Origin of the sequence: Maribacter sp. 4U21, from assembly GCF_002742365.1 — a bacterium.
Classification (GTDB): Bacteria; Bacteroidota; Bacteroidia; order Flavobacteriales; family Flavobacteriaceae; genus Maribacter.
In genome coordinates, this window is the sequence record NZ_MDGN01000038.1 from 93,219 (window position 1) to 119,567 (window position 26,349).

The 26,349-nt window shown below is 40.4% G+C and carries 26 protein-coding genes; 13 read left to right on the forward strand and 13 right to left on the reverse strand.

The window, feature by feature from the left end; all coding sequences use genetic code 11:
* Positions 1–46 precede the first annotated feature (46 nt).
* The 10 genes from trhO (at position 47) to BFP77_RS07595 (ending at position 9,664) form a co-directional block, all read left to right on the forward strand.
* The gene (gene trhO / locus BFP77_RS07555; RefSeq protein WP_099573425.1) at positions 47–1,078 is read left to right on the forward strand and encodes an oxygen-dependent tRNA uridine(34) hydroxylase TrhO; all 1,032 of its coding nucleotides are present in this window, start codon (positions 47–49) and stop codon (positions 1,076–1,078) included.
* Between the two features lie 223 nt (positions 1,079–1,301).
* Positions 1,302–2,486, forward strand: a complete 1,185-nt coding sequence (locus BFP77_RS07560; protein ID WP_099573426.1) for a PSP1 domain-containing protein — start codon at positions 1,302–1,304, stop codon at positions 2,484–2,486.
* Entirely contained in the window at positions 2,473–2,958 is a 486-nt protein-coding gene (locus BFP77_RS07565; protein ID WP_099573427.1) for a gliding motility lipoprotein GldH, read from the forward strand. The genes BFP77_RS07560 and BFP77_RS07565 overlap by 14 nt, the downstream gene beginning before the upstream one ends.
* A 4-nt stretch (positions 2,959–2,962) precedes the next feature.
* Positions 2,963–5,305 carry a penicillin-binding protein 1A gene (locus BFP77_RS07570; protein ID WP_099573428.1) on the forward strand — a complete coding sequence of 781 codons (2,343 nt, stop codon included), beginning with the start codon at positions 2,963–2,965 and terminating at the stop codon, positions 5,303–5,305.
* A 113-nt stretch (positions 5,306–5,418) separates the two neighbouring features.
* On the forward strand, positions 5,419–6,120 hold the full coding sequence (locus BFP77_RS07575; RefSeq protein ID WP_099573429.1) for a CoA transferase subunit A: 702 nt from the start codon (positions 5,419–5,421) through the stop codon (positions 6,118–6,120).
* Between the two features lie 3 nt (positions 6,121–6,123).
* Positions 6,124–6,780, forward strand: coding sequence for a CoA transferase subunit B (locus BFP77_RS07580; protein WP_099573430.1), 657 nt, complete (start codon positions 6,124–6,126; stop codon positions 6,778–6,780).
* Between the two features lie 619 nt (positions 6,781–7,399).
* On the forward strand, positions 7,400–7,768 hold the full coding sequence (locus BFP77_RS07585; protein ID WP_099573431.1) for a hypothetical protein: 369 nt from the start codon (positions 7,400–7,402) through the stop codon (positions 7,766–7,768).
* A gap of 2 nt (positions 7,769–7,770) precedes the next feature.
* A complete protein-coding gene (locus BFP77_RS17300; RefSeq protein ID WP_257212902.1) occupies positions 7,771–7,902 on the forward strand; it encodes a hypothetical protein in 132 nt (43 codons plus the stop codon).
* Positions 7,903–8,023: 121 nt separating this feature from the next.
* Positions 8,024–8,503, forward strand: a complete 480-nt coding sequence (locus tag BFP77_RS07590) for a GNAT family N-acetyltransferase (protein ID WP_257212903.1) — start codon at positions 8,024–8,026, stop codon at positions 8,501–8,503.
* A 9-nt stretch (positions 8,504–8,512) separates the two neighbouring features.
* On the forward strand, positions 8,513–9,664 hold the full coding sequence (locus BFP77_RS07595) for a serine hydrolase domain-containing protein (RefSeq protein WP_099573433.1): 1,152 nt from the start codon (positions 8,513–8,515) through the stop codon (positions 9,662–9,664).
* Here BFP77_RS07595 and BFP77_RS07600 read toward each other — a convergent pair.
* The 6 genes from BFP77_RS07600 to BFP77_RS07625 all read right to left on the reverse strand — a co-directional run bounded on the left by BFP77_RS07600 (position 9,661) and on the right by BFP77_RS07625 (position 15,559).
* Positions 9,661–10,818 (reverse strand): methionine aminotransferase, encoded by a 1,158-nt coding sequence (locus BFP77_RS07600; RefSeq protein ID WP_099573434.1) that lies wholly within the window; start codon positions 10,816–10,818, stop codon positions 9,661–9,663. The two genes, BFP77_RS07595 and BFP77_RS07600, sit on opposite strands and share 4 nt — an antisense overlap.
* Before the next feature lie 87 nt (positions 10,819–10,905).
* Positions 10,906–11,451, reverse strand: a complete 546-nt coding sequence (locus tag BFP77_RS07605) for a type 1 glutamine amidotransferase domain-containing protein (RefSeq protein WP_099573435.1) — start codon at positions 11,449–11,451, stop codon at positions 10,906–10,908.
* Positions 11,452–11,587: 136 nt separating this feature from the next.
* On the reverse strand, positions 11,588–12,064 hold the full coding sequence (locus BFP77_RS07610; protein WP_099573436.1) for a very short patch repair endonuclease: 477 nt from the start codon (positions 12,062–12,064) through the stop codon (positions 11,588–11,590).
* Positions 12,065–12,131: 67 nt separating this feature from the next.
* Positions 12,132–12,878 carry a succinate dehydrogenase/fumarate reductase iron-sulfur subunit gene (locus tag BFP77_RS07615; RefSeq protein ID WP_099573437.1) on the reverse strand — a complete coding sequence of 249 codons (747 nt, stop codon included), beginning with the start codon at positions 12,876–12,878 and terminating at the stop codon, positions 12,132–12,134.
* Between the two features lie 6 nt (positions 12,879–12,884).
* Complete coding sequence (locus BFP77_RS07620; protein ID WP_099573438.1) at positions 12,885–14,888, reverse strand: fumarate reductase/succinate dehydrogenase flavoprotein subunit; 2,004 nt, start codon at positions 14,886–14,888, stop codon at positions 12,885–12,887.
* 2 nt (positions 14,889–14,890) lie between these two features.
* Positions 14,891–15,559: a succinate dehydrogenase cytochrome b subunit gene (locus tag BFP77_RS07625; protein ID WP_099573439.1), complete on the reverse strand. Its 669-nt coding sequence runs from the start codon at positions 15,557–15,559 to the stop codon at positions 14,891–14,893.
* A gap of 208 nt (positions 15,560–15,767) precedes the next feature.
* Here BFP77_RS07625 and BFP77_RS07630 point away from each other — a divergent pair, with 208 nt between their 5' ends.
* Positions 15,768–16,658: a RimK family alpha-L-glutamate ligase gene (locus tag BFP77_RS07630; RefSeq protein ID WP_099573440.1), complete on the forward strand. Its 891-nt coding sequence runs from the start codon at positions 15,768–15,770 to the stop codon at positions 16,656–16,658.
* A complete protein-coding gene (locus BFP77_RS07635) occupies positions 16,636–17,610 on the forward strand; it encodes a succinylglutamate desuccinylase/aspartoacylase family protein (protein WP_099573441.1) in 975 nt (324 codons plus the stop codon). The genes BFP77_RS07630 and BFP77_RS07635 overlap by 23 nt, the downstream gene beginning before the upstream one ends.
* 31 nt (positions 17,611–17,641) lie before the next feature.
* Here BFP77_RS07635 and BFP77_RS07640 read toward each other — a convergent pair whose 3' ends face one another.
* The 4 genes from BFP77_RS07640 to BFP77_RS07655 form a co-directional block, all read right to left on the reverse strand.
* Positions 17,642–18,067, reverse strand: a complete 426-nt coding sequence (locus BFP77_RS07640) for a hypothetical protein (protein ID WP_099573508.1) — start codon at positions 18,065–18,067, stop codon at positions 17,642–17,644.
* 131 nt (positions 18,068–18,198) lie between these two features.
* Complete coding sequence (locus BFP77_RS07645) at positions 18,199–18,588, reverse strand: DUF2721 domain-containing protein (RefSeq protein WP_099573509.1); 390 nt, start codon at positions 18,586–18,588, stop codon at positions 18,199–18,201.
* A 31-nt stretch (positions 18,589–18,619) separates the two neighbouring features.
* Entirely contained in the window at positions 18,620–19,615 is a 996-nt protein-coding gene (locus BFP77_RS07650) for a ThuA domain-containing protein (RefSeq protein WP_099573442.1), read from the reverse strand.
* A gap of 27 nt (positions 19,616–19,642) precedes the next feature.
* A complete protein-coding gene (locus BFP77_RS07655; RefSeq protein WP_099573443.1) occupies positions 19,643–22,489 on the reverse strand; it encodes a VPS10 domain-containing protein in 2,847 nt (948 codons plus the stop codon).
* A gap of 179 nt (positions 22,490–22,668) precedes the next feature.
* On the opposite strand from BFP77_RS07655, the gene BFP77_RS07660 reads away from it, so the two are divergent.
* On the forward strand, positions 22,669–22,950 hold the full coding sequence (locus BFP77_RS07660; protein WP_099573444.1) for a hypothetical protein: 282 nt from the start codon (positions 22,669–22,671) through the stop codon (positions 22,948–22,950).
* 143 nt (positions 22,951–23,093) lie between these two features.
* Here the strand turns inward: BFP77_RS07660 and BFP77_RS17305 are convergent, their stop codons facing one another.
* The 3 genes from BFP77_RS17305 to BFP77_RS07670 form a co-directional block, all read right to left on the reverse strand.
* Entirely contained in the window at positions 23,094–24,149 is a 1,056-nt protein-coding gene (locus tag BFP77_RS17305; RefSeq protein ID WP_257212904.1) for a M28 family peptidase, read from the reverse strand.
* A 104-nt stretch (positions 24,150–24,253) separates the two neighbouring features.
* Complete coding sequence (locus BFP77_RS17310) at positions 24,254–24,802, reverse strand: hypothetical protein (RefSeq protein WP_257212905.1); 549 nt, start codon at positions 24,800–24,802, stop codon at positions 24,254–24,256.
* A 21-nt stretch (positions 24,803–24,823) separates the two neighbouring features.
* Positions 24,824–26,275 (reverse strand): M20/M25/M40 family metallo-hydrolase, encoded by a 1,452-nt coding sequence (locus BFP77_RS07670; protein WP_099573445.1) that lies wholly within the window; start codon positions 26,273–26,275, stop codon positions 24,824–24,826.
* Positions 26,276–26,349: the final 74 nt, after the last annotated feature.

Genomic DNA, 26,349 nt, shown 5'->3' on the forward strand with positions numbered 1-26,349 from the left:
TTTGGCAACTTAAGAATTATTCTTTAACTTAAATAATTGGTATAGCATGCAACTGTACAATACATTAAGTGCAAAGGAAAGGGCATCTTTAATTGAAGAGGCCGGAAAAGAACGCCTTACCATCTCTTTCTATAAATATGCACACGTAGCCAACACGGCTTTATTCCGGAATCATCTTTTTATTCATTGGAACGAGTTAGAAGTTCTCGGGCGCATTTATATTGCTCACGAAGGTATAAACGCACAACTTTCTGTGCCAGCCGAGAATTTTGATGCGTTCAAATCCCATTTGGACAGTATTTCTTTCTTGAAAAATGTTCGTTTGAACATTGCCATTGAACAGGATAATATGTCCTTTTTAAAATTGAAGGTGAAAGTGCGTCATAAAATTGTTGCGGACGGTCTTAATGATGCCGCTTTCGACGTTACCAATAGAGGGATTCATGTAGATGCCAAGCGTTTTAATGAACTCATTGAGGACCCTGATACGATTTTGGTAGATATGCGCAACCATTATGAAAGTGAAATAGGCCATTTTAAGAATGCAATGACCCCGGACGTGGATACTTTTCGTGATTCATTGGATATTATTGAGAAAGATTTAGCGGACCATAAGGAAGATAAAAAATTAGTAATGTATTGCACCGGTGGTATACGTTGCGAAAAAGCAAGTGCGTATTACAAGCACAAAGGATTTCAACAGGTGTATCAATTAGAGGGTGGTATCATTGAATACACGCGGCAGGTAAAAAACCAAAATCTAGAGAATAAATTCAGGGGTAAAAATTTTGTATTCGATCATAGGAGAGGAGAGCGTATCAGTAATGATGTTATAGCACAATGCCACCAGTGCGGGGAACCTTGCGACGAGCATGTGAACTGCGCAAATGAAGCGTGTCACTTACTGTTCATTCAGTGCCCGTCGTGTGCCGAAAAAATGAATCAGTGCTGTTCGGACGACTGTAAAGAGGTTCACGAGCTGCCTTTTGAAGAGCAGAAAGCTTTGAGAAAAGGAAAAACGGTCAGTAATAAGATTTTTAAAAAAGGTCGCTCCGAAGTATTAAAGTTCAAAAAGTAGTACTTACGCTTCGGTTCCTGAAAGTGCTTTTTTTCATAGTACAACTTTGGGCTGTTACTTTATGACCATCAAAAAAGCAATATAACGATTACCTCATTCTTGACGGGGAGCACTCTGGCGCCGTACTTTACATCGGATTAAAAAAACACTATCTTTACCATTAAGTTTTTATGAACCTTTTTTGGCGGAATTAGACTGTTCCTGTCAAATCAATATATAAAATATGGGTTGTAGTAGTTGTTCTACCGGCAAGGATGGACAACCAAAGGGATGCAAGAATAATGGTACTTGCGGTACAGATGGTTGCAATAAATTAACAGTTTTCGATTGGCTTTCCAATATGGCGTTACCCAATGGAGAGAAGCCTTTTGAGTTCGTTGAGATAAGATTTAAAAATAGCAGAAAAGGGTTCTTTAAGAACACAGAAAACCTTTCACTTTCTATTGGCGATATTGTCGCTACACAGGCCCAATCTGGTCACGACATAGGTATGGTTACCTTGACCGGAGAGTTGGTGCGCGTTCAGATGAAGCGCAAGAAAGAAGACTATAAATCCGAGGATTTTGCCAAGGTTTACAGAAAAGCTTCCCAAAAAGATATTGATATTTGGCAGAAATGTAGGAACCGGGAAGAAGAGATAAAGAAAAGGGCCAGGGAAATAGCCATCATATTGAAATTACAGATGAAAATCTCTGATGTAGAGTTTCAGGGTGACGGTTCCAAGGCTACATTCTACTACACCGCAGAGGAGCGTGTTGATTTTCGTCAGCTTATAAAGGACATGGCCAAAGCATTTGGTATTCGCATTGAAATGCGCCAAATAGGATACCGGCAAGAGGCACAACGTCTTGGCGGAATCGGTTCTTGTGGCAGGGAATTATGTTGCTCTACTTGGCTAACGGATTTTAGGTCCGTGAGTACTTCTGCTGCCCGTTATCAGCAACTTTCCTTAAATCCTCAAAAACTGGCCGGTCAATGTGGAAAGTTAAAATGTTGCTTAAACTATGAGCTCGATGCTTACTTGGATGCATTGAAAGATTTTCCGTCTCAGGACACTAAACTATTTACCGAGAAAGGGCTTGCCTTTTGCCAAAAAACGGATATTTTTAAGGAAATGTTGTGGTTTTCCTATAAGGACGAACCTGCGAACTGGCATGTGCTTTCCAAAGACCAGACCAATGAAATTCTCGAAAAGAACAGGAAAAAGGAAAAAGTAGCGAGTCTAGAACTGTATGCCTTGGAAAATAGTGTAGAGGAAAAGGTCGTTTTTGAAAATGTGGTAGGGCAAGATAGTCTCACAAGGTTCGACAGGCCTAAAGGAAAGAGCAACAGGAACAACAGAAATAAAAATAGGAACCGTAAAAAGAACAACAATAGAAAAAGAAATCAAAAAAATGCGAAGCATTAGTTGTCTGCTAATTTTCACGATTATCATAGCTTCCTGTAATACCAACGTGGCCCATACGGAATACAAGAGCATAAACGGCGCTGTTTGGAACAGGGACAATGTTGTTCAATTTTCTTTCACTGAATTAGATACGGTCCAGAATCATCATATGTTCATCAATGTGAGGAACGATGATAATTTTCCCTACAGCAACCTTTTTCTGATTACAGCTTTAACCACACCGAACGGAGAGGTGTTGCAGGACACTTTAGAATATAAAATGGCCCTGCCGGATGGAACGTGGCTGGGGAAGGGAAACGGAAGCATCAAGGAAAACAAACTTTGGTACAAGGAAAACATCGTTTTCCCTGCCAAGGGCGTATATAATTTAGAGATATCCCACGCTATGCGAAAAAACGGTACTGTTTCCGGTATTATAGCATTGGAAGGTATCACGGATGTAGGTATAGAAATAACAAAGAGTAACCCCTAAGCTAATGGCAAAAGTCGCTAAAAAGAAAGAGCCTCAGGGCTTTTTTAAGTTTATCAAATGGTTTTGGATTTTATTTATTTCAGGTATAGCTTTCGTTGCATTAATATTTCTTTCTGCTTCGTGGGGTCTGTTCGGAGAATTACCACCCTATGAGTATCTAGAAAATCCGCAAACAAATTTAGCCTCTCAAATACTCTCTTCGGACAATAAGCTATTAGGTAAATTTTATCTAGATGATAACCGTACGGATATTAAATACGAAGATCTCCCAGAAAATCTGGTGAACACCTTAATTGCCAGCGAGGACATTCGTTTTCGGGACCATTCGGGAATAGATGCCAGAGGAACTTTAAGGGCCGCATTTTTTCTTGGTAAAAGAGGAGGTGCAAGTACTATTTCCCAACAATTGGCACGTCAACTTTTTGTAGGCGTACGGTCTAGAAATAAATTCGAGACCATTCAGCAGAAAATAAAGGAATGGGTTTTAGCGATTAGGTTAGAACGCAGTTATACCAAGGAGGAAATCATTGCCATGTATCTTAATATTTACGATTTTGGTAATAACGCCGATGGTATTCGTTCTGCTTCACGAATCTATTTTGGTAAGGAACCAAAAGACTTAAAAATGGAGGAGTCTGCCATGTTAGTGGGAATGCTGCAAAATTCTTCCCTGTACAATCCTCTGCGACGGGAGGAGCTCACACAGAAAAAGAGAAACATTGTTTTAGGACAGTTGGCCAGGTATGAGTTTATATCCGAGAAGGAAAGAGACTCCCTCCGGGCCTTGGAGATGAACATAAATTTTAATCCAGAGAACCATAGAGAAGGTCTGGCTACCTATTTCAGAATGTATTTGCAACGGTTCATGAAAGACTGGATTGAAAAAAATCCAAAACCGGCCCTTGAAGGGGAACGGGATAGGTACAATCTTTATTTAGATGGACTTAAGATTTATACGACCATAGATTCTAAAATGCAGGCGAATGCCGAGGAGGCCGTGTCCCAACATATGGAGCGCTTACAAGCAGAGTTTTTCGTTCAAAATACAAAGAAACGGAACCCAACTACTCCTTTTTTAGACTTAACCGATGATGAAACCGAGCGTATTATGGAACGCGCTATAAAAACATCGGAACGGTGGAGAAAAATGAAAGAGGCTGGGAAATCTGAAAAAGAGATACGAGATTCTTTTACCAAGAAGACCGAAATGACCGTATTTGATTGGAAGAGCGATACCAAGGAAAAAGATACCGTTTTAACACCTTTGGATTCTATACGGTATTACAAGACCTTTCTTAGAGCGGCAATGATGTCCATGGAGCCGCAGACCGGCCACGTTAAGGCTTGGGTAGGAGGCATAAATTATAAGCATTTTCAATATGATAATGTGATTCAAGGTTCTAGACAGGCTGGATCTACGTTTAAACCGTTCGTTTACGCTGCGGCCATTGACCAATTACGTTTATCTCCCTGTGAGACACTGCCAGACACGCAATACTGTATAGAAGCTGGCAAACACGGGAATATGGAACCGTGGTGCCCGCGAAATTCTGATTTTAAGTACTCCGGAAAGGATATGACCTTAAAATATGCTTTAGCAAATTCAGTGAATACGGTCACTGCCCAGTTAATAGATAAGGTAGGGCCTAAGTCTGTAGTTTCTATCGTAAAAAATTTAGGTTTCACCAATGAAATATTACCTGTACCCGCTATTGCCTTGGGAACAGAACTGGTTAACGTGTACGAAATGGTTGGGGCCTATGGCGCGTTTGTCAACCAAGGAGTCTACGTGAAACCGGTAATGGTAACGCGTATAGAGGACAAGAACGGAACTGTGCTGTACGAGTACGTTCCGGAAACAAAGGACGTGCTAAGTAAAGAAGTGTCCTATGCCATGGTAGACTTAATGAAAGGTGTTACTCAGGGAGGTTCTGGAACGAGATTACGACATAGTTATAATAAGAATAATTCAGTCTATAAAGAGATTATAACAGGCTACCCTTACGAGCTTACCAACCCGATTGCCGGTAAAACGGGGACTACCCAAAACAACAGTGATGGTTGGTTTATGGGAATGGTACCCAATTTAGTAACGGGTGTTTGGGTAGGTGGTGAGGAACGTTCCATACACTTTAAAAATATTAAATACGGTCAAGGCGCAGCAATGGCCTTACCCATTTGGGGATTATATATGAAAAAGAATTATGCGAATGAGGAATTAGGTATTTCTAAGCGCGATTTTGAGAAACCGGATAACATGTCGATAATTACGGATTGTGAAAAGTTTGTGGAAAACCAGAAACAGGACATTGAGCTAGAAGATGATCTAGAGGATTTAGATTTCTAAAAAACCATAGGTTTCTTATTTTAATAGAATAGACCCTGCACAGCGCAGGGTCTTTTTTTTTAGTGAGATTTCATTTAAAAGCAGTAATTTAGAAGGAGGATAAATCTATAATTATGATAAACAAAACTGTACCTAATATTGAGAAAGCGCTAGAGGGCGTAAAGGACGGTATGACGTTTATGCTTGGAGGATTCGGGTTGTGTGGTATCCCTGAAAATGCGATAGGGCAACTGGTTAAAATGGGGATTAAGGACATTGTATGTATATCGAACAACGCAGGGGTAGATGATTTTGGCTTAGGTCTTTTATTACAGCAAAAGCAGATAAAAAAAATGATTTCTTCCTATGTGGGAGAAAACGACGAATTCGAAAGACAAATGCTTAGTGGCGAGTTAGAGGTAGAGTTAACACCTCAGGGTACCCTAGCTGAGAAATGTAGGGCTGCACAAGGAGGTTTTCCAGCATTTTTTACACCTGCAGGATACGGAACGGAGGTTGCAGAAGGGAAGGAGACCAGAGAATTTAACGGAAAAATGTATGTGCTTGAGGAGGCTTTTAAGGCCGACTTTTCGTTCGTTAAGGCCTGGAAAGGGGATGAGGCCGGTAACCTTATATTTAAAGGAACTGCTAGAAACTTTAACCCGGCTATGTGTGGGGCCGCTAAAATTACCGTAGCGGAAGTAGAGCAACTGGTTCCTGCCGGAGCATTGAATCCCAATGAAATACATGTTCCAGGTATTTTTGTTCAGCGTATTTTACAGGGAACGTCTTACGAGAAAAGAATTGAACAGCGAACCATAAGACAAAGAGCATAGACTATGTTGGATAAGAATGGAATTGCGAAACGTATCGCCAAAGAAGTAAGAGATGGGTATTATGTGAATCTTGGTATAGGCATCCCTACTTTGGTCGCGAATTTTGTGAGGGACGATATTAGTGTAGAGTTCCAAAGCGAGAACGGCGTATTGGGTATGGGGCCATTCCCATATGAGGGCGAAGAAGATGCGGATGTCATTAATGCAGGTAAACAAACCATAACCACACTTCCTGGCGCTTCTTTTTTTGATTCGGCTACGAGCTTTAATATGATTCGGGGGCAACACGTAGACTTAACTATTTTAGGAGCTATGGAAGTCTCTGAGCAAGGAGATATCGCCAATTGGAAAATACCTGGGAAAATGGTGAAAGGCATGGGAGGGGCAATGGATTTGGTAGCTTCTGCTGAAAATATCATTGTTGCTATGATGCATACCAACAGAGCGGGTGAGTCTAAATTGCTTAAAAGGTGTTCGCTTCCTTTAACGGGAGTTGCCTGTGTTAAGAAAATCGTGACGAACTTGGCAGTATTAGAGGTTACCCCAAAAGGCTTTTTGCTTTTAGAACACGCCCCTGGCGTTAGCATAGAGCAGATTAAGGCCGCAACCGAAGGAAACTTGCAGGTATCGGACAACGTGAAGGAGATGCAATTAGATTGAATATAGTATGCATTTTATCGATGAAAGGAAACGGTTCGTTTTTTTCACAACATTTTAGAATGCGTTCGCAACAATAATGCTGAAAAAACGAATTATCGATGTTATATTTATCGTGTAGAAAAATAACAACCGACAATAAAAAAATAAATTTTACCCAAATGAATTCCCAAACGAACCACATTGCACCAGAAGAGAAAGTACAAGTTTACAGAAATGATTTTTTCAGCGGAATTGTACAATTGACCAAAAAACTATTTATGTTATAGATTCTTTAAAAGAATAGATTATAAAAGAGCGACTCCCCCAAGTCGCTCTTTTTTATGCTTTAATTTTTGAAACGGGGATATCTTAAGTGCTTTTTGAAGCTTTATACGACGTAGAAACTTCTTGAATCTCCGCATAAAACGGAAAAATTCACATAAATAGATAACCTAATTAAGATAATTTTGTATTTAAACGACAAAAAATGTCATTTCAACGATTATATTTTTATATTCGTTCAGCTGACCACAAAAAATGAGTATTTTGTCACATTAATTGTTTTTGTAAGAAAATTCTTTCATATATTTGTATTGTAATTAAAGTGAATCCCAAATCGCTTTTAAAAACTTAACCCAAGATGAAGACTTTTTTCAAATGTTTAGTAGTATGCATTCTTTTCGCATCATGTTCAAAAATAGAGATAAATGATGACCCAGTAATTGGTATTTGGCAACATAATGTCAAAACGGCCACCAATAGTAATAAAATGACCGTAGACAAGGAAGAGTGGATTTTTAATGATGTGTATCTAGGAAGGTTTCATGGATATAATGGTGAAGAGGTAACCTTCTTAACAGATTTTAGATGGACGGTAGAAGATGATATATACACCATTTCTTACCCTGGGACCGATTTCCCGGACGATAAGGTAAAGATGGTAGCTAGTGAAAATGGAACATACTTGGTAAGAGTTACCGGAAGTAATTTCGCCACAAAACAAAATTAATAATGAAATACCTACTTATTATGCAAACCCCAACGAATCAAAAAACAGTAGCCATAGAAGAAGAACCAACTATGCATATCGGAGAATTTCTGAAAGGAATTTTTAAACTGACTAAGAAGTTGTTTATGATATAAATAATGTAACATCAAAATTCCCCCGTAGAGGAGCAAATTTATTTGCTCCTTTTTTTATTTTAGTAGTGTGATGGTTACCTATAAAAAATGCCAAAAAGAAGAATTGGAAATCTTGGTTAAGATGGCAAAAAAGACGTTTTCTGAAGCTTTCGCAGCAGATAACGACCCAGAGGATTTTGAGAACTACATGAAAGTGGCTTTTAGTAATGAAAGGCTCACGGCAGAATTTCAAAATCCAAATACGACATTTTATTTCGCCTACCTAAAGAAGGTTAGAATTGGGTATTTTAAGTTGAATACTAATGATGCCCAGTCTGATTTGAAACTGGAGGAAAGTATGGAATTGGAACGCATCTATGTGGTGCGCGAATTTCAGGGCAATGGATATGGAGCAATGATCCTTAATAAGGCTAAACAGTTAATGGCCGAAGCCGGTAAATCCTTTTTATGGCTAGGTGTCTGGGAAAGAAATATAAAGGCGATTAAATTTTACGAAAAACATGGCTTTAAGAAGTTCGGGACGCATCCTTATTATATTGGTTCGGATAAACAAAAGGATTGGTTAATGCGTTTTGATTTGATTAACTTAAGGACCTCATAAAGGTTTACCATGAAATACCTCATTCTATTTACACTGCTACTTTTCGGAGCAACCGCAATAACTGCACAAGAATACTATTTTCCGGATAAAAATTTGGCTTGGGAACATAAGGTTCCAAAAGCATTTAAAGTAGATGGTTCCGCACTTAATGAGGCCATTTCGTTTGCGGAGTCTAACGAATACAATGGTTCACGAGATTTGCGTATTGCTATTCTTAAGGGTTTTGAACGGGAACCTTACCATAAGATTTTGGGTCCTACGAAAAAAAGAGGCGGACCTGCGGGAATGATCCTTAAAAACGGATATGTTATTGCCCAGTGGGGAGATACCAAAAGGATAGACATGACCTTTAGTGTCACCAAGAGTTTTTTGAGTACTATGGCAGGTTTGGCGGTTGATAAAGGAATCATTTCCAGTACCAATGATAAAGTTGGAGATTATATTTGGGATGGAACCTTTGATGGTGCCCATAACTCAAAGATTACCTGGGAGCATTTACTACAGCAAAATTCAGCTTGGTCGGGAGCGCTTTGGGGAGGTAAGGATTGGGCCGACCGACCACCGAGGGAGGGTAATGTAGATGATTGGAAATTTGCACTTCCCAAAGAACCGGGAACCGTAATGGAATATAACGATGTTCGAGTCAATGTTTTGGCATATGCCCTTACTCATGTGTGGCGTAAGCCCATGCCACAGGTTCTCAAAGAAAATATTATGGACCATATCGGTGCTTCTTCAACTTGGCGGTGGTACGGTTATGACCATGCTTGGACAGAAATAGATGGAATTAAAATGAAATCGGTCACGGGCGGCGGTCATTCTGGCGCAGGCCTTTTTATAAATACCGAAGACATGGCCCGTTTTGGACTTTTGTTCTTGAACAATGGCAAATGGAAAAATCAATCCATAATTAGCAACGAGTGGATTGAACAGGCCATTACGTCCTCTGCTCCAAATCCAAATTATGGCTATATGTGGTGGCTTAATAAAAAAGGGGATAGGCACTGGGAAGGTCTTTCGGAAAACATCTATTATGCTGCAGGATTTGGCGGAAATTTTATCGTCGTAGACCGGGACAATGATTTGGTCGTGGTTACCCGATGGTTAGATCCTAGTAAAATAGGAGCGTTCATGACCAAGGTAAATGCCGCAATGCCTTAAAGTCGGTTAAGAACGGTCAAGGCTTTGGTTAGGGTTTCTGCCTTTTTGGCAAAACAGAACCGAAGTACCTTGTCGTCCCTATTGTCCACATTAAAGGACGAAATAGGAATGCTGGCTATTTTATAGTCAATTATTAACCTTTTAGCAAAATCCTCGTCCGCTTCATCTGTGATTTGGCTATAATCCAATAATTGAAAATAAGTGCCCATGGTCGGTTTAAAAAGAAACTTGGAACTGGTTACACCCTTTAAAAAGAAATCTCTCTTTTGCTGATAAAAAGCATTCAGGTCCGTGTAATGATTTTTATGCTGTAGATATTTCGCCATGGCACGTTGGGTAGGATGATCTACACTAAATACGTTAAACTGATGTACTTTTCTAAACTCTTTCATTAAAGGACCTGGAGCCGCGCAATAGCCCATTTTCCATCCGGTGACATGAAATGTTTTTCCAAAGGAGGCACAAATAAAACTGCGCGAAGCCAAATCCTCAAACCTTGCAACGCTTTCATGTTCCGCGCCATCAAAGATGATGTGCTCATATACCTCATCACTAATTAAGATAATATCGGTATCACGCAACAAGGCTTGTAATTGCAGCATATCCGCTTTCGAAAATATAAGACCACTAGGATTATGCGGTGTGTTAATAACTACCATTTTGGTTTTGGACGTAAGCAATGCTTTAAAGGCGACCCAATCTACCGCATATTCTGGAGCTTTAAGTTCTAGGTGTATGGGAATACCTCCGTTGAGTTCAATAGCCGGTTCATAACAATCATAGGCCGGTTTTAAGACGATTACTTCATCACCTTGGTTTATGAATGCCGTTATAGCCGTAAAAATAGCCTGTGTAGCACCAACAGTTATCGTAATTTCTGATTCAGGATGGTAGTAAGCCCCGTGTAGGCTATCCATCTTTTGGGAGATAACCTCGCGCAATCCAAAATAGCCTGGCATTGGGGCGTATTGGTTATGCCCATCTTGCATGGCTTGAGCCACCAATTGCATGAGTTCTTGGTCAGCCTTGAAATTTGGAAAGCCTTGGGATAGGTCAATGGCATCATGCTTTCTTGCTAAGTTACCCACCGTTGTAAAAATGGTGGTTTCAACCTTAGGCAATTTAGAATCGAATTGTAAATTATTGGTTTGCACAGTTTAAAATTAAGGAAATAAGTGCTGTTAGGAACATAAAAAAACCCGATGTTTCCATCGGGCTTCAATAATCATAAAGTCAGAAGACTACGCATGTTGTTCTTCGTGCTTTCCTTCTTTTATCTCTTCAATCAACTTTGAATTGAAAGCTGGTAAATCGTTCGGATTTCTGCTGGTTACGAATCCTTCGTCTACAACTACCTCTTGGTCTACCCACTTGGCCCCAGCATTCACTAAGTCGTCCTTAATAGAACTGAACGATGTCATTTTTCTTCCCTTGACCACGTCTGCACTAATCAAAATTTGCGGGGCGTGACAGATGGCCGCAACCGGTTTCTTCATTTTAAAGAAATCCCTCACGAATAGTAGGGCATCGTCGTTCCTTCTCAGTTTATCCGGATTAATCACTCCGCCCGGTAAGACTAGGGCATTATAATCTTCCGCTTTAACGTTATTCAATATTTTGTCTACCTTGTAGGTATTGGACCAGTTTCCATTTGCCCATCCTTTGATTTCTCCGTTCTCCGGACTTACGATATCTACCTGAAATCCGGCATTTTCCATCGCTTCTTTGGGTGATTTTAATTCACTTTCTTCAAATCCATTTGTTGCTAAAATTGCAATCCTCTTCATTTGTTATTGTTTTAATGTTAATAATTAATTTCATTCTTAATCTAATAAACAGAAGTTGAAAAATCCGTTAAAGCCATTATAAATTAGGACTTTCAAAGGTCAAAGGTTTCCTAATTGAGTTTTATCGCATAAAAAATTATCGCGTATGCATGGAATTTAAGTGGACGATTACCTTTTGAAGACAAGCCCCTATATCTTTTTTAATCTCTGATTCCCAAAACCGGAAAACGGTGTACCCTTTTTCCGCTAGGGCCAGATTTACTTCTTTATCACGCTGTATGTTGCGTTCAAATTTGGCAATCCAAAATGCGCTGTTGGTTTTAATTTTAGGCTTTCTTAGCTCCCAATCCTTTCCATGCCAATAATCACCATCAATAAAGATTACTGTTTTATATTTTGGTAGTGCAATGTCCGGTTTTCCTACAAGCTTTTTGTAGTCAATCCTATAGCGATAACCTGCCGCGTAGAGCGCTTTCCTAAATGCAAGTTCCGGCTTGGTGTTCTTGCCTCTAATTTTGCTCATTATTTTAGAGCGTTGAGGTGTCGTATAAAAGCCGGATTCCTCATTAAAACGAGGTACTTTTATGCGTTCTTCAGCGTATGGTTTGGACATGAACTAAAAATAAAAAATCCCACATGATGAGGTGTGGGATTTTAAAATAATTTTGAACGGGATTGAATTAACCTTTGATGCTCGCGCTTAAATATTCGCGGTTCATACGTGCAATGTTTTCTAAGGATATCCCCTTAGGGCATTCCACTTCACATGCACCGGTATTGGTACAATTGCCGAAACCTTCCAGATCCATTTGACGCACCATATTCTGGACACGGTCTACGGCCTCTACTTTTCCTTGAGGTAATAGTGCGTATTGCGATACTTTAGCAGAGGTAAAGAGCATAGCGCTAGCATTTTTACAAGCTGCTACGCAAGCACCACAGCCGATACATGCTGCGGCATAGAATGCATCATCTGCATCGTGCTTATCTATAGGAATGGAGTTGGCATCCTGTGTGTTTCCAGAAGTATTTACCGATATATAGCCACCAGCTTGTTGAATCCTATCAAAAGCGGTACGGTCTACGATTAAATCCTTAATCACTGGAAATGCCTTTGCCCTGAACGGTTCAATAGTTATGGTATCACCATCACTGAATTTACGCATGTGCAATTGGCAGGTAGTGATTAACCGGTCCGGGCCGTGGGGCTCGCCATTGATCTGTAAAGAACAGGAGCCACAAATCCCTTCACGACAGTCGTGGTCAAATTCCACAGGTTCTTCACCTTTGTTTATAAGGTCTTCATTAAGAACATCCATCATTTCCAAGAAAGACATGTCGCCATCAATACCGTCAATGGTGTAATCCATCATTTTTCCTTTGGAACTAGCATCTTTTTGACGCCATATTTTCAATGTTAATTTCATAGCATTTTATTTATAGGAACGCGTCTTCAACTCAATATTTTCGTACTTCAACTCTTCTTTGTGCAGTACGGCATCTTTAGGCTCGCCTTTGTATTCCCAAGCGGAGACAAACTTGAAGTTTTTATCGTCTCTCAAGGCTTCGCCCTCTGGTGTTTGGTATTCTTCCCTAAAGTGGCCTCCACAAGATTCGTTACGTGTTAGCGCATCCTTAGCGAACAATTCCCCTAATTCTAGGAAATCTGCCACACGACCGGCCTTCTCTAGCTCTTGATTTTTACTATCTGCCGTTCCTGGAACACGAACGTTTTCCCAAAAATCTTTACGCAAAGCGGAAATCTCGTCAATGGCTTCTTGAAGTTCTTTGGCATTACGGGACATACCGCATTTGTTCCACATGATTTTACCTAATATTTTATGGTAATAATCTACAGAGTGGGTGCCTTTGCCGTTCATTAGTTTCTCCATTCTATCGCGAACTTCTTTTTCCGCAGCATCAAACTCTGGGGAATCAGTGGGTATTTTACCAGTTCTAATATCGTTCGAGAGGTAATCCCCAATAGTGTAGGGCAGTACAAAATAACCATCGGCAAGTCCTTGCATTAAGGCAGAAGCTCCCAATCGGTTCGCTCCATGATCACTAAAATTAGCTTCACCAGCTGCATAACAACCTTCTACGGTAGTCTGTAAATTATAATCTACCCAAAGTCCACCCATGGTGTAATGCACAGCAGGATAAATCATCATGGGAGTTTTGTACGGGTTTTCATCTACGATTTTCTCGTACATCTGAAAAAGGTTTCCATACTTAGCTTCTATAACCTCTTCGCCTAAAGCTCTAATGGTTTTGTCATCGGCATCTTTCATTCCTGAGGTCAATGCCTTTTCTTTACCGTAACGCATTATGGCGGCGTCAAAATCTAAATAAACGGCTTCGCCTGTTTTATTTACACCAAATCCGGCATCACAACGTTCTTTTGCCGCTCTTGAGGCAACATCCCTTGGCACTAAGTTTCCAAAAGCAGGATAACGTCTTTCCAAGTAGTAATCTCTATCTTCTTCTTTAAGTTGCGTGGGCTTTAATTTTCCTTCACGAATGGCTACGGCATCTTCTTTTCTTGCCGGAACCCAAATTCGTCCGTCGTTTCGTAAAGATTCCGACATCAATGTCAACTTAGATTGATGATCTCCGGAAACGGGTATACAAGTAGGATGTATCTGCGTGTAGCAAGGATTTGCGAAATAAGCACCTCTACGGTGTGCTCTCCACGCAGCCATTACGTTACTTCCCATGGCATTGGTGGAAAGGAAAAATACATTTCCATAACCCCCGGTGGCTAAAACGACCGCGTGTGCTGAATGTCTTTCAATTTCTCCCGTCACTAGGTTTCGTGCAATAATTCCTCGAGCTTTACCATCTACCTTTACCAAATCCATCATTTCATGACGGTTAAAAGGCTGAATTTTACCTCTATTGATCTGACGGTTCATAGCGGAGTATGCTCCCAAAAGTAATTGCTGTCCTGTCTGCCCTTTTGCATAGAAAGTTCTAGAGACCAGAACACCACCAAAAGAACGGTTATCTAATAGCCCACCATATTCTCGCGCAAAAGGAACTCCCTGTGCTACACATTGGTCAATGATCTGTCCGGATACTTCTGCTAAACGATATACGTTAGCTTCACGGGAACGATAATCGCCTCCTTTTACGGTATCATAGAATAAACGGTAATTGCTATCGCCATCTCCTTGGTAATTCTTAGCGGCATTGATACCTCCTTGAGCGGCGATGGAGTGCGCTCTTCTTGGAGAATCTTGATAGCAGAATGTTTTTACGTTGTAACCCAGTTCCGCTAAAGTTGCTGCTGCGGAACCTCCTGCCAGTCCGGTACCTACCACGATAATATCTATATTACGCTTGTTGGCCGGATTTACCAGGTCAATTTCATTTTTATGTTTTGTCCATTTATCGGCCAGTGGCCCTGAAGGGACTTTAGAATCCAATATGCCCATATTTAATGTGTTATTGGGTTAAGATGATGATATATGGCAATGAATGCAAAGCCCAAAGGAATTGCGATGGCATATATTTTCGTGAATGTTTGTATTGCAGGAGAGTATTTATTGTTTACCCCCATGGTTTGAAACGAAGATGCAAAACCGTGCAGTAAATGCAGCGCCAAAAGTCCAAAAGAAATTACATAAAGTAAGGTTCGTACCAAAGGCTCAAATTTTTCTACCGTTTCGACATAATACCTTGTTGGGTCTTCAGGATTATTCTCTATGTATTTGTATGCCATCTCGTGCACCCAAAAATCATACATGTGTAATCCTAAAAAGGCCAAGACTACGAGACCTGTGATAATCATGTTTCTTGAAATCCAAGAAGCATTTGCACTACCCTTATATTTGGCATACTTCACTGAGCGTGCTCGGTTATTTTTAATTTCTAAGGCAATTCCCATCACAAAATGTACAATGACCCCCGCAATTAAAATGGGCTGCAAAATGTACTGCACTAAGGGATTATAACCCATGAAATGTGACCATGTGTTGAAAGTATCCGGTGCAATGACAGAGGTAATATTGATGACGAAGTGTTGTCCAAGAAAGAGAACAAGAAAAAGACCGGAAAGCGCCATCACTACTTTTCGGGCTATTGAAGATTTTAACAATCCACTCATTTGTTGATTTTTTAGCGTAACAAATTTAAGGTACGGGCAAGTTATTAACAAGTTTTCAAGGGGTTTAGTATATTATTTAGACCCATTTTAATCATATGTAAAACCCTGTTTAGAATTTAAGGGGTAAAAAGCTTATTTTAGGAGCTTTCATTAAACAGGGTAGATGAATTGTAAGACGTACTTATATAACAAGGAAAGCAATCTATAGATGGATATTGCCCTACTTTCTGTTAGTATGAACGTCTATTCCACAAAACGGATCGCTGAAGAAGCTCAGAAGTCCGGTCACTATATTGAACTTATAGACCATACCAAATGTTCAGTGAAATTGGGCAACGACCAGCCCAGAATTTATCACAGGGAAGAAGATATTACCGATGAGTTTGACGCTATTATTCCAAGAATTGGCACTAAAGTTACCCGACACGGCGTAGCAATAGTAAAACAGTTTGAAATGAACGGGGTCTTTAGTACAGCACGATCTTTAAGCATTGCTAGGGCCAGAAACAAGGTGAGAACCCTTCAAATAATGGCAAGAAAGGGGATACCTATTCCCGAAACGCTATTTTCTATTAATCCGGATAATATCAAGGAACAGATCGAAATTCTTGGAGGAGCTCCTGTAATTATCAAAATACAGGAAGGAACGCAAGGGCTAGGGGTCATTTTGGCAGAAAGTAAAAAATCCGCAAAATCTATCATCGATACGTTCTATAAAATGGATACCAGTATCCTGATGCAGGAATATGTTGCCGAAAGTAATGGCGAGGATATACGGGTTATTGTTGTTGGGGATAAAATTATAGCGAGTATGAAAAGAACCAGCGAATTGGACGAGTTCCGTTCCAACGTTCACAGGGGAGGTAGCACAGCAAAGGTGAAGTTAACGGCAAAGGAGGAGTACATTGCCTTGAATGCAACGAAATACTTAGGCTTGGGCGTTGCAGGGGTAGATTTAATACGGTCAAAAAAAGGACCTCTTTTAATCGAGGTAAACGCTTCTCCCGGGCTTCAGGGAATCGAAGCTACCACTGGTATCAATGTTGCTCGAAAAATCATAAAATTCGTAGAGAGAAATGGACTTCGCAAAAGAAAATAGGACAATCATAATTGGAGGGGAATGTGTTGCTCCTGGTGAGAACAAACTTTTGAAAATTAGTATTGACCGTCTACCTACAGGAACGCTTATAGACATTCCCGTTTATGTGTTCAACTCAAAAAACCCAGGCCCTACCTTGCTTATACAAGCTGGTTTGCATGGCGATGAAATCAACGGTATAGAAATCGTAAGAAGAATGTTGGCCGACAAATTATTTGCCATTGATAAAGGTGCTATTGTAGCGGTACCCATCCTGAATATTTTCGGATTTATTCATTTTTCAAGGGATGTGCCGGACGGGAAAGATGTTAATCGCAGTTTTCCGGGAACCCGAAAAGGTTCCATGGCCAGTAGAATTGCCTATCATTATCTTAATGAGATCATGCATCAAATAGATATAGCTATCGATTTACATACGGGCGGGAGCCAGCGACATAATTTTCCGCAGATTCGTTATACCCATGAAGATGGTTTAAGTGCCGAGTTGGCCTCTATCTTTAATGCGCCCTTTACGTTCTCTTCTAAACTGATAAAGGGTTCTTTTCGTAATGCCGCCTATTTAATGAACAAACCAACAATCGTCTTCGAAGCTGGTGAAAGTATGCGTTTCGATGATTTTTCCATTGCTGCCGGGATTGATGGTATTTTAAGAATCCTAAGATATTTTGATATGGCAAAGAATTTGAACGAGGATTATGGCGGCTTGAAGAAAACCATCTATTTAGACAAGCGCCGATGGCTCAGAGCTCCTACTGCGGGGATGTTTATACCTAAGGTGCTGAACGGTACTCAAATGCAAAAGGGTGTCATTTTAGGTTTGGTATCGGATATTTACGGAAAGAAGACCAAACTTATAAAGGCCCCTGAGGACGGCTACATCATTTGTATTAATCACCAAGCCGTGGTCAATCAAGGAGACGCACTGTTTCATGTGGGGGCTTCCCTAGCATAAAGATAGTTTGGAAAGTAGTGATATGATCTATTTAGACAGTGGCCCTGTTTTCTTCGATTTTAGCAAGACTAAAATCAATTGCTTGTTGCAGGTCTGTAAATTGATGAATGGAATTTTGAAAAAACATACGTTCAAGAACTAAACTGGTAAAACTTCCTTGCGTACTACCTACTACGGAATAGAAACTTAATCGATTTCTGTTATTGTAGAATTTAATCCAATCCGTAGGGGATACCGTATAATTGTTAATTCTATTGGATATATAGGCAATTGGAGCGTTTTCACCAAAAATTTCCTGTGCCGCTATAACCGCTTTTTCGGCCATTTTCCAATCAAAAATCACGCCATCTTTTATTTCCGAAATAACTAGACCATCGAAGTAATAAAAAATACCAAAATCGAATTCCCTGACTTCTCTGATATTTTTAAAAAATGGGAGTTCCCGTACACGTTTCATCACAAAAGCTATAGTTTTGGGATAGCAAATAAAGATAGCAATATAATTGATCATCTATGGAAAGCAAAATAAGACTTTAAAAATTGAAGTTTCTGACAAATTAACGTTAAAGTTGTCCCGTATGTAGGGATTTAAGCCTCCATGTTTTTCAATTGTATTTCCAATGCCTTTGTAGACAGTTGCACTTCAATCAACGATAATATCAATGAGAGTATAAGAGCAATGAGGCTAATTCCAAAGATGGCATTAGCCCAAAAATTGAATTCCATATAAATAAGCGACATGGTAATTACGGCCAGTAAAAAGCTAAGGATGGCCGTAGCCTGCATACTTTTTATAATGCCTAGCCTTTTACGTAGTTGGTTTATTTGTTGTTCTAACGGACCAGAAGAACTTGCTTGATACTTTTCATAAAGCTGTCTGATCAACGCAGCAATGGCCAAATAGCGTGCATTATAAGCAAGCATGGTCAAAGAAATGGCCGGAAATAGTAAAGCGGGTATGCTTAATGTTAACTGCATAAGTGATAAATTCATGGTATTCTTAATACGGTCAAAATATCGTATGAACCGTTGCGTAGTTTAAGTTATTCGGAAATGTTCTAGAGCTTACCTTATCTGCGGTTCGAAAATCTTTTGGAATCTCTTGAGTAACTTTTCCTGTGGCCGCCCATTCCGCACCACGAAGCATGGTAGTAATGAATCCGATACAGGCAACGGAATAATCCGCATGCCCCATGATATTATGAAAAATACGTCCCTTCCCATAGGTCAAGGTCATAAGTGCGGGTTCGTGCCTACCAGTACCTTTATTATCAGGATCCGCGTAGGCCGTGGCCAAAACCTCCATGTTTTCAGCAGGGCCGCGCAAGCTATTGTATAACTCGTCTTTGGTATGTAACCAAACCTCAGGCATTCCTTTGGTAATAGGATGTGCGCTATTTCGTAACTGCACTTGATATTCGCTTTGTGGCCCATGGGCACCCGCCGGACCTGGACTTAAATCTCGTATTAATTCTCCCTTATCATTATAATATACGTAGGGGCCGTCTTTCTCCGTGCGGTCTCCCCAGCCACCAAGGCCTATCATTTTATTATACGCTTCCCATTCCGGAAAAGAATTGTCCGCAGCATGAAAAACAACCAATCCGCCACCATTTTCCATGTACTTTTCCAAGAAGCGCTTGGTTTCTTCTGGCCATTCCGCCGCATTCCACCCAAAATTGTTACTGACCACATCATATTTAGAGAAATCTGGTGCAAAGTTTGTGTCAGATTTGGGTTTTTCCAACGGGGTCGTTTTTTTCTCTACAGGATATTGGGAAAGAAATTCTTCTCCTTTCCAGGTATATGCAGAGCGATAAATATCAACAGTAAACAAACCACTCTCTTTCAAATAGGTTGCAAGCATATGCGTTGTTTTTGGCCACTGTGCGTGGTTGTTCTGACCGTCAACAATCAAAACTTTTATGGGTTCCTTACTTTTTGCACAGGAAATATGTGCTTGCGAAAAACTTATGGCGAAAACTAGAATTATAATACGTTTCATAAGGTTATTGATTTATAAAGGATTCCATTATTCGATCGTAAACTTTTTGGACTCTTTGGTGCCGTTCCCAGACAGTTCCACCGTATAGGTGCCGGTCGGTAAGTATGTCTTTCCGTTTTTAGCTATGGGTAAATCCGTTTTGTGTTTTTTTAGATAGTTCAACTTTCCGGCTTTGGAGAAGGCAACATCATACGATAGGATATTCAGTCCCTTGTCTGCCACAATTTCTGTCGCGCTTACCTCAATAGCATCGGCTGAGGTGATTATGGCCTGGTACGTATCCGCTGCTGAACTATAGAAAGTAATATCGAGTCCTGGCGTGTTTGGTTTGGACCAAGAACTCCAAGCATTGCCCCAATTCTTATTATGCTTAAGGGTTTCCAAATCAAAAACATAAAGACTTTTATTCATTATTTCGGGAGTCATATCTTGTAGCTTGGCGATATCTGCCTTATAAATACTTCGGCCATGGGTACCAACCAACAGATGTTTTGCCCTGGGCTGAATGACTAAATCATGTACCGCAACATTGGGCATTCCGTTTTGAAATACTTCCCAAGTATTACCTCGATCAAAAGAAACATACAATCCGTTATCAGCTCCTAAGTATAGGATATTTTCGTTTTCGGAATCCTCGAGTATAACATTAAGGGGTGATTTTGGGATGTTGTTGCTCAAAGATTTCCAAGTAGTGCCATAATCTTCACTTACCAGTAAATAGGCATTAAAATCGTTCCATCTGTAACCGTTCAAGGTAACATACACCCTTTCTCTCTTATGTTTTGATGCAAGAACCCTACTGACCCAAAGATTTTTTGGAAAGGAATCTGAGATTATAGTCCAAGTGCCTCCTCCGTTTTGGGTAAGCTGCACTATACCATCATCACTTCCTGTATAGATTTGCCCAAATTTAAATGGAGACTCTGCAATCGTTGTTAGGGTACCATAGGCGACATTTCCTTCTTTACCGCCTTGGGTGAGGTCGGGCGAAATCGTTTCCCAGTCATCACCTTGATTGAGGGAACGGTGTAATTTATTACCTCCTATATATAGAATATCTTGATTGTGAGGGGATAATAAAATGGGGGTCTGCCAATTGAACCGATACGGTGTTTCTCCCAATTCATGTTTGGGTTGTATGTAGGTTCTCTTATCATTGGCAAGGTCTAACCTAAAATAGTTTCCAAATTGAAATCCTGTATAAACAATATCCGAGTTCCTACTATCTATTTGTACCTGCATACCATCCCCGCCTAAGATGGATTCCCAAGCGTATTGACCATTTTGGTGCCAAGCACTGTTTTCCTCTGCGTTATGCGGGCCTTTCCAAACGCCGTTGTCTTGGAGTCCTCCGTAGACATTGTAGGGTTCCTCATTATCAACATTTATGGCATAAAACTGACCTACAGTAGGTGCGTTGTTCTTTATCCAGTTCTGACCATCATCATAACTGATATTAACACCACCATCGTTTCCATTGATTATGTGGCCCGGTCTTTTTGCATTCACCCAAATTGCATGATGATCCGCATGGACATTATCCCCGTTTATGGAAGCGTATGTTTTGCCACCGTCTTCGGATTTTATTATCGGGACGCCGGCCAGATAAATTTTATCAGCGTTATTGGGGTCTATTGCTATTTGAGCAAAGTAATATCCATAACTGTAGAAGAGGTCATCGATGTAATTTTCGTTTTGTTTGGACCATGTCTTGCCACCATTATTGCTTTTGTAGACCTCGGCGCCTATAACGGGGGTGTCAAACAACAAAGAATTGGCATTTTCTAAATATTTGGCCAAATCAACAGGCTTCACGGCTCCGCTGCGAACCATTTGTTTAATATTGTCCGCTCGGTATTTTTCTTGAAAATTATTGGTTTTAAGAAATGTATTCAGTTTTTTGTCCGATAGGTTCAAAAACGCCTCGGAAGTCATTGTTTTAAAATCATCCTTGACCAACCCTGATGATTTCTTTTCTTTTCCTTTTTCCTTGGGTCTCCTGAACTGATTATCGTGTACTGCAAATACCGTGTTTTCATCAAAAACGGCCAATCCTATTCTACCAACTCCATTTCCCGTAGGGAAACCACTGTCTGCATTAGAGACTTTTATCCACGTAGCTCCGGCATCCATACTCTTGTAAATTCCGGAATTAGGGCCATTACCGTCAAAGTTCCATGCTTTCCTATCCTTTTCCCAAGCTGCGGCATATTGAATATTGAAATTTTCAGGGGCAAAGGCTACGTCTATGATTCCAGTTTTATCATTGATATAAAGTGTTTTTTTCCAAGTTTTTCCGCCATCCACGGTTTTAAAAATGCCTCTTTCTTGATTCGCAGAGTAGAGATGACCGGTTACACCGACTACAACTTCGTTGGGATTATTAGGGTTAATAATTATCCTGCCAATATGATGGGAGTCCGCTAAACCTATATTTTTCCAAGTTTTTCCACTGTCCTCGGATTTTAAGATACCAATGCCGGCATAGGAAGATCTAGAGGAATTATTTTCTCCCGTTCCCAGGTAGATGGTTCCGCTTGGCCAATGAACAGCCACGGCACCTACATTTTGGGTGTCCGTCTCATCAAGAAGAGGGGTAAAGGTAGTTCCATTATTATTTGTATGCCAAAGACCTCCAGAGGCATAACCCACATAGAATTCTATGGTGTTTTCGGGATTTACAGCAATATCCACGACACGGCCGCTCATCACTGAGGGACCAATGTTTTTTAGAGGGATATTCTTGACCAATGATTGTTCTGCTAATTTCGCTTTATAAGCAAAGGCCCCAAGATTAATTTCCTTAGCGGTCGGTGTAATTTGCGCTGTACTAAGGGCGACATTTAATACTACTAAAAGGGTTAAATATTTCATTCTGGTTTATTACAGATTCCATCAGGGAAGTTAGTAATAAGTTTCAGCCACCCCAAAAAAATAATTTGTAAGAAAATATTCTTTAAGCATTACAAATTTCTTAATTAGAACCATAATAAATTGTTTAATATCAAAAAATATTGTTAATTTATTGATATATAACCAATAAGTAACATAAAATGGAAGAGTATTTACCGTTGATCATTCAATTAATCTCTGGCGCGGTCGGAGGAAACGTTGCAGGGAAATTATTGCCAAAACTTAATCTAGGTACCTTAGGAAATAGTATTTCGGGTATTCTTGGAGGCGGATTAGGAGGCTATTTACTGGGTATGCTGGGTCTAGGAACGGACGGCGGCATGGATATTTCCGGTATCCTTGGAAGTGTAGCCGGCGGGGGCGTTGGTGGTGGTGTCATTATGGCCATGATCGGGGTGATCAAGGGCGCAATGTCTAAGTAAGCCATCTCTTGGCAGGCCCATTGCACATTCTTACGAAATGAATATAGAATTTCGAGGCAAGCTTAGGGTTATTAAACTCTTAGGCGGCCTCAATAAAGTAAATTAACCAACTTAAAACCAAGGGACTCTAAAGGGTCCCTTTTTTATTGCCTTAATTTTCCCTTTTGTTTTTGAACCAAAGACTTTAAATTTTGCTGCGCCGCTTCAATAGCAGTATTTAGGATTTCATCGGAACCAGTATGCAAATCCCTTACCGTTTCCATAGTTTTATGATACCAATCTTCCCAAGCACTCAGTATTTTTATTTGTTCTTTAAAATTTGAATTTTTGGCCATTGCTGCCTTGCTCAGTTCAAATTCTATGGCTAGCCTGTTTGTTGCGGCTATTTCTATATTCTTTAGAACGGCTAGTGCTGTGGATTTATCTGCACTCAATAAGGTAAGAGCGCTTGCTAGTGCGGCTGTTCCAACATTTTTAAGTGTCGCTTTGGAAACCTTGTCCAAACGATCATTATCCGTGTGATAAAATTGATCCGTAAAATGCCAAAGTAATAGTCCGGGAATATCAGCATCAAGAAATGGTGTATGGTCACTACCGCCTTCAAAAGGATTGGTATTTACTTCCCAATTTGAATATGTCCCTTGTTTTTTAAAATTATCGATAATAAAATCGTTAAGGTAATGTGGTTTCATTTCAGCTAAGGATAAAACCTCGCCGCCCCATTCTGAATGTTTGTCATTACCCCTAGTCCAAATAGCACTTGGGTCGGGCATTTTTTCAATTAAGAACGAACCTCCCGTTAGAGCCGTGTTTTCTCCTACCATATCCAGACTTATACCCCATTTGATACCCGTAGCTCTTTTTTTATCCTCTAGGATATATCGTCGGGTAGAAATAATTTCATCTCCCCATAAGAAGGTCATGGTGCGACCAAGGTCTATTTTTTTCTCTTGAAACAGTTTTGCCGCCAAGGTGGCCATTTCTAACTGTACCCCAACACCGGTAGCATTATCGTTGGCGCCCGGTTCCTGAATGTGTGCGCTAAAAACCAGGCGTTCATCGGGTTGGGTTTTGCCTTTGATGTTAGCTACTACGGTCAATTCTTCAGAGGGATAGATTTTGGTTTGTATGACCACTTTAGCCCTAGTGCTTCCTTTTTCTAATTTCGTTTTTAATCTTTGGTTGGCCTTATGGGACAAAGCAATGCCCCAAAGTTTTGTTTTCTTTTGGTTTGGCAGACTCCTAAACTGAATAGAGGTCGTGTTTTTTTCTGGATGTAGATAGGATGGGTTATTATAGGTTACTATTCCAATGCGCCTTCGGCAACCATCTTTTCATAAAATTGACCTGCGCGAGACTCGGTATAGACAATTTTCCCTTTGATGCTGCTCTTAGTATCGGTGTCTAAATTCACTATTTCAGCAGTAACCCCCTCTTTTGGAGTAGAAGCAGAATTGAGATAGGTCATATTTCTATTGGTGGAGGAAAGGAGTAAGGGATCCTTTTCCCCTTCAATATGGAGCGATGCCGAAACCGGTTCCCAAGTAGGGTTTGCCATGGCACGCTTTTCTATTCTGTAGGTGAGACGTTCCGTATCCGTTGCTTTATTTTCTAGAACATATCCTGATTTTTCTAAATGTTCTGCAATCCAATATACACTTTTATTAAAACCGGTATTGCCCGCCACCCGCCAGTATTGTTCTACAAAAGCAGTGGTTTCATAAGCCAGTTCTCCGTTGAACTCTGGACGAATTATTTTAAAATAGTCATCGGAAGTCGGTTGAGGAACCTGCTCTTGGGAACAGCCAAGGGTTAAAATCAAAAAACAGAGAAAAAATAGCTGCTTTTTCATATTATTTATTTTGTTAAGGGTTTACTCTTCCCATTTCCAATCACCGCCGATCATTAGTTTTTCCTTCAAGTTATTGTCTATCATGAACTGCTTGGTTGTCTCGCTATCCATTTTAGTCGCAGGAAGTTTGGGCGCATCAGCAAGTGCGTACAACATCATGGTTCCAAAGCGTGAGGTGTTGGTTACATGGGTTTCATTAACTAGATTAAAGTCGTCACAATCGGAATGGTAGCAACCATAGATGGAACGGTCTAGGTTACTATGAACCGATAGGATAGGAACACCTTCTAACATAAATGGCTGATGATCGCTGTGCAATCCGGAACGATTGGAAAAGGTATTCTGATAAATGGTATCCTGTTGCTGTATGGCGGCACCCAAGTCTTTAAAAAATGCTTCATCCTCTAGTTTACCCCCGGCATTCATGCCAATGGGATTTCCGGACATATCCAGGTTCATCATATATTTTATCTGCTCAATGGTATTATTCTTAATTGCTTCTTCCACGAGATAGGTAGACCCTAACAAACCTTGTTCTTCTCCCATGAACATAATGAATTTTACCGTTCTTTTAGGGTTCAGATTATTCGCCTTAAATGCCCTGGCAATATCCAGAACGGCAAAAGCACCGATACCGTTGTCTATGGCTCCCGTTGCCAAATCCCAAGAATCCAAATGCCCGCCGATGACAATTTCTTCTTCAGGTATTTCACTACCCTTTAAAGTTGCTACTACGTTCCTAGCTTTTATAATATCACTTTTATTGGTCATTTGAATATGCGCCGATATACTTTTATCCTTCAACTTTTCTTTTAAGGCCATACCATCTTCCATGCCAATGCATACCGCAGGAATGGGGATAAGTGCTCCCGTAACGGAAGCCGTTCCCGTTAATAGCACTCCATTGGGCACTTGATTGATAATGATAACACCTCTTGCCCCATATTTCATAGCTAAAGACGTTTTTTCGCTACGGTGCAGGTTGGTTAACCCCTCGGGGCTTCCTTCTAAAATATTAATATATATCAAGGATATTTTTCCTTTTACCGCTTCGGGGTCCGCTAAATAATCGGCCTCCAGTCCGTTGCCCATATCTACAATCTGGGCAGTAACCTCCGCTTTAATGGGAGAGTGTCCTAAGGTGACCACTTTAACAGGCGCTCCGTCTATTTCCAAAGTCACGGATTCCCTTGCCCAAGCCTCCACTTCAAAGGTTTGGTATGCTACATCGTCAAAACCATACTCCTTGAATTTATTAAAGGTGTATTCTTCGGCTTTAGCCCCGTTTTCGGAACCCGTAAGTCTATGACCAATGGTTTCTGTAGCTTCCTTTAGCGTACTGTACACTTTTGCATTCTGTTTTATTTCAGTATCTATACGAGCAAAAAGTTCCGCTTGCGTTTCTTCTTTTTTTGTTTCGCCACAGGCGCTAAGAATACATGCGCACAGGATGAGGAGTGCCGTTCGTTTCATAAATGTGTACTTTTTTTAAGATTGAAAAGTTCTTGTGAATGTCAGGATACTAAGATAGGCAAATCGGTAGAAGT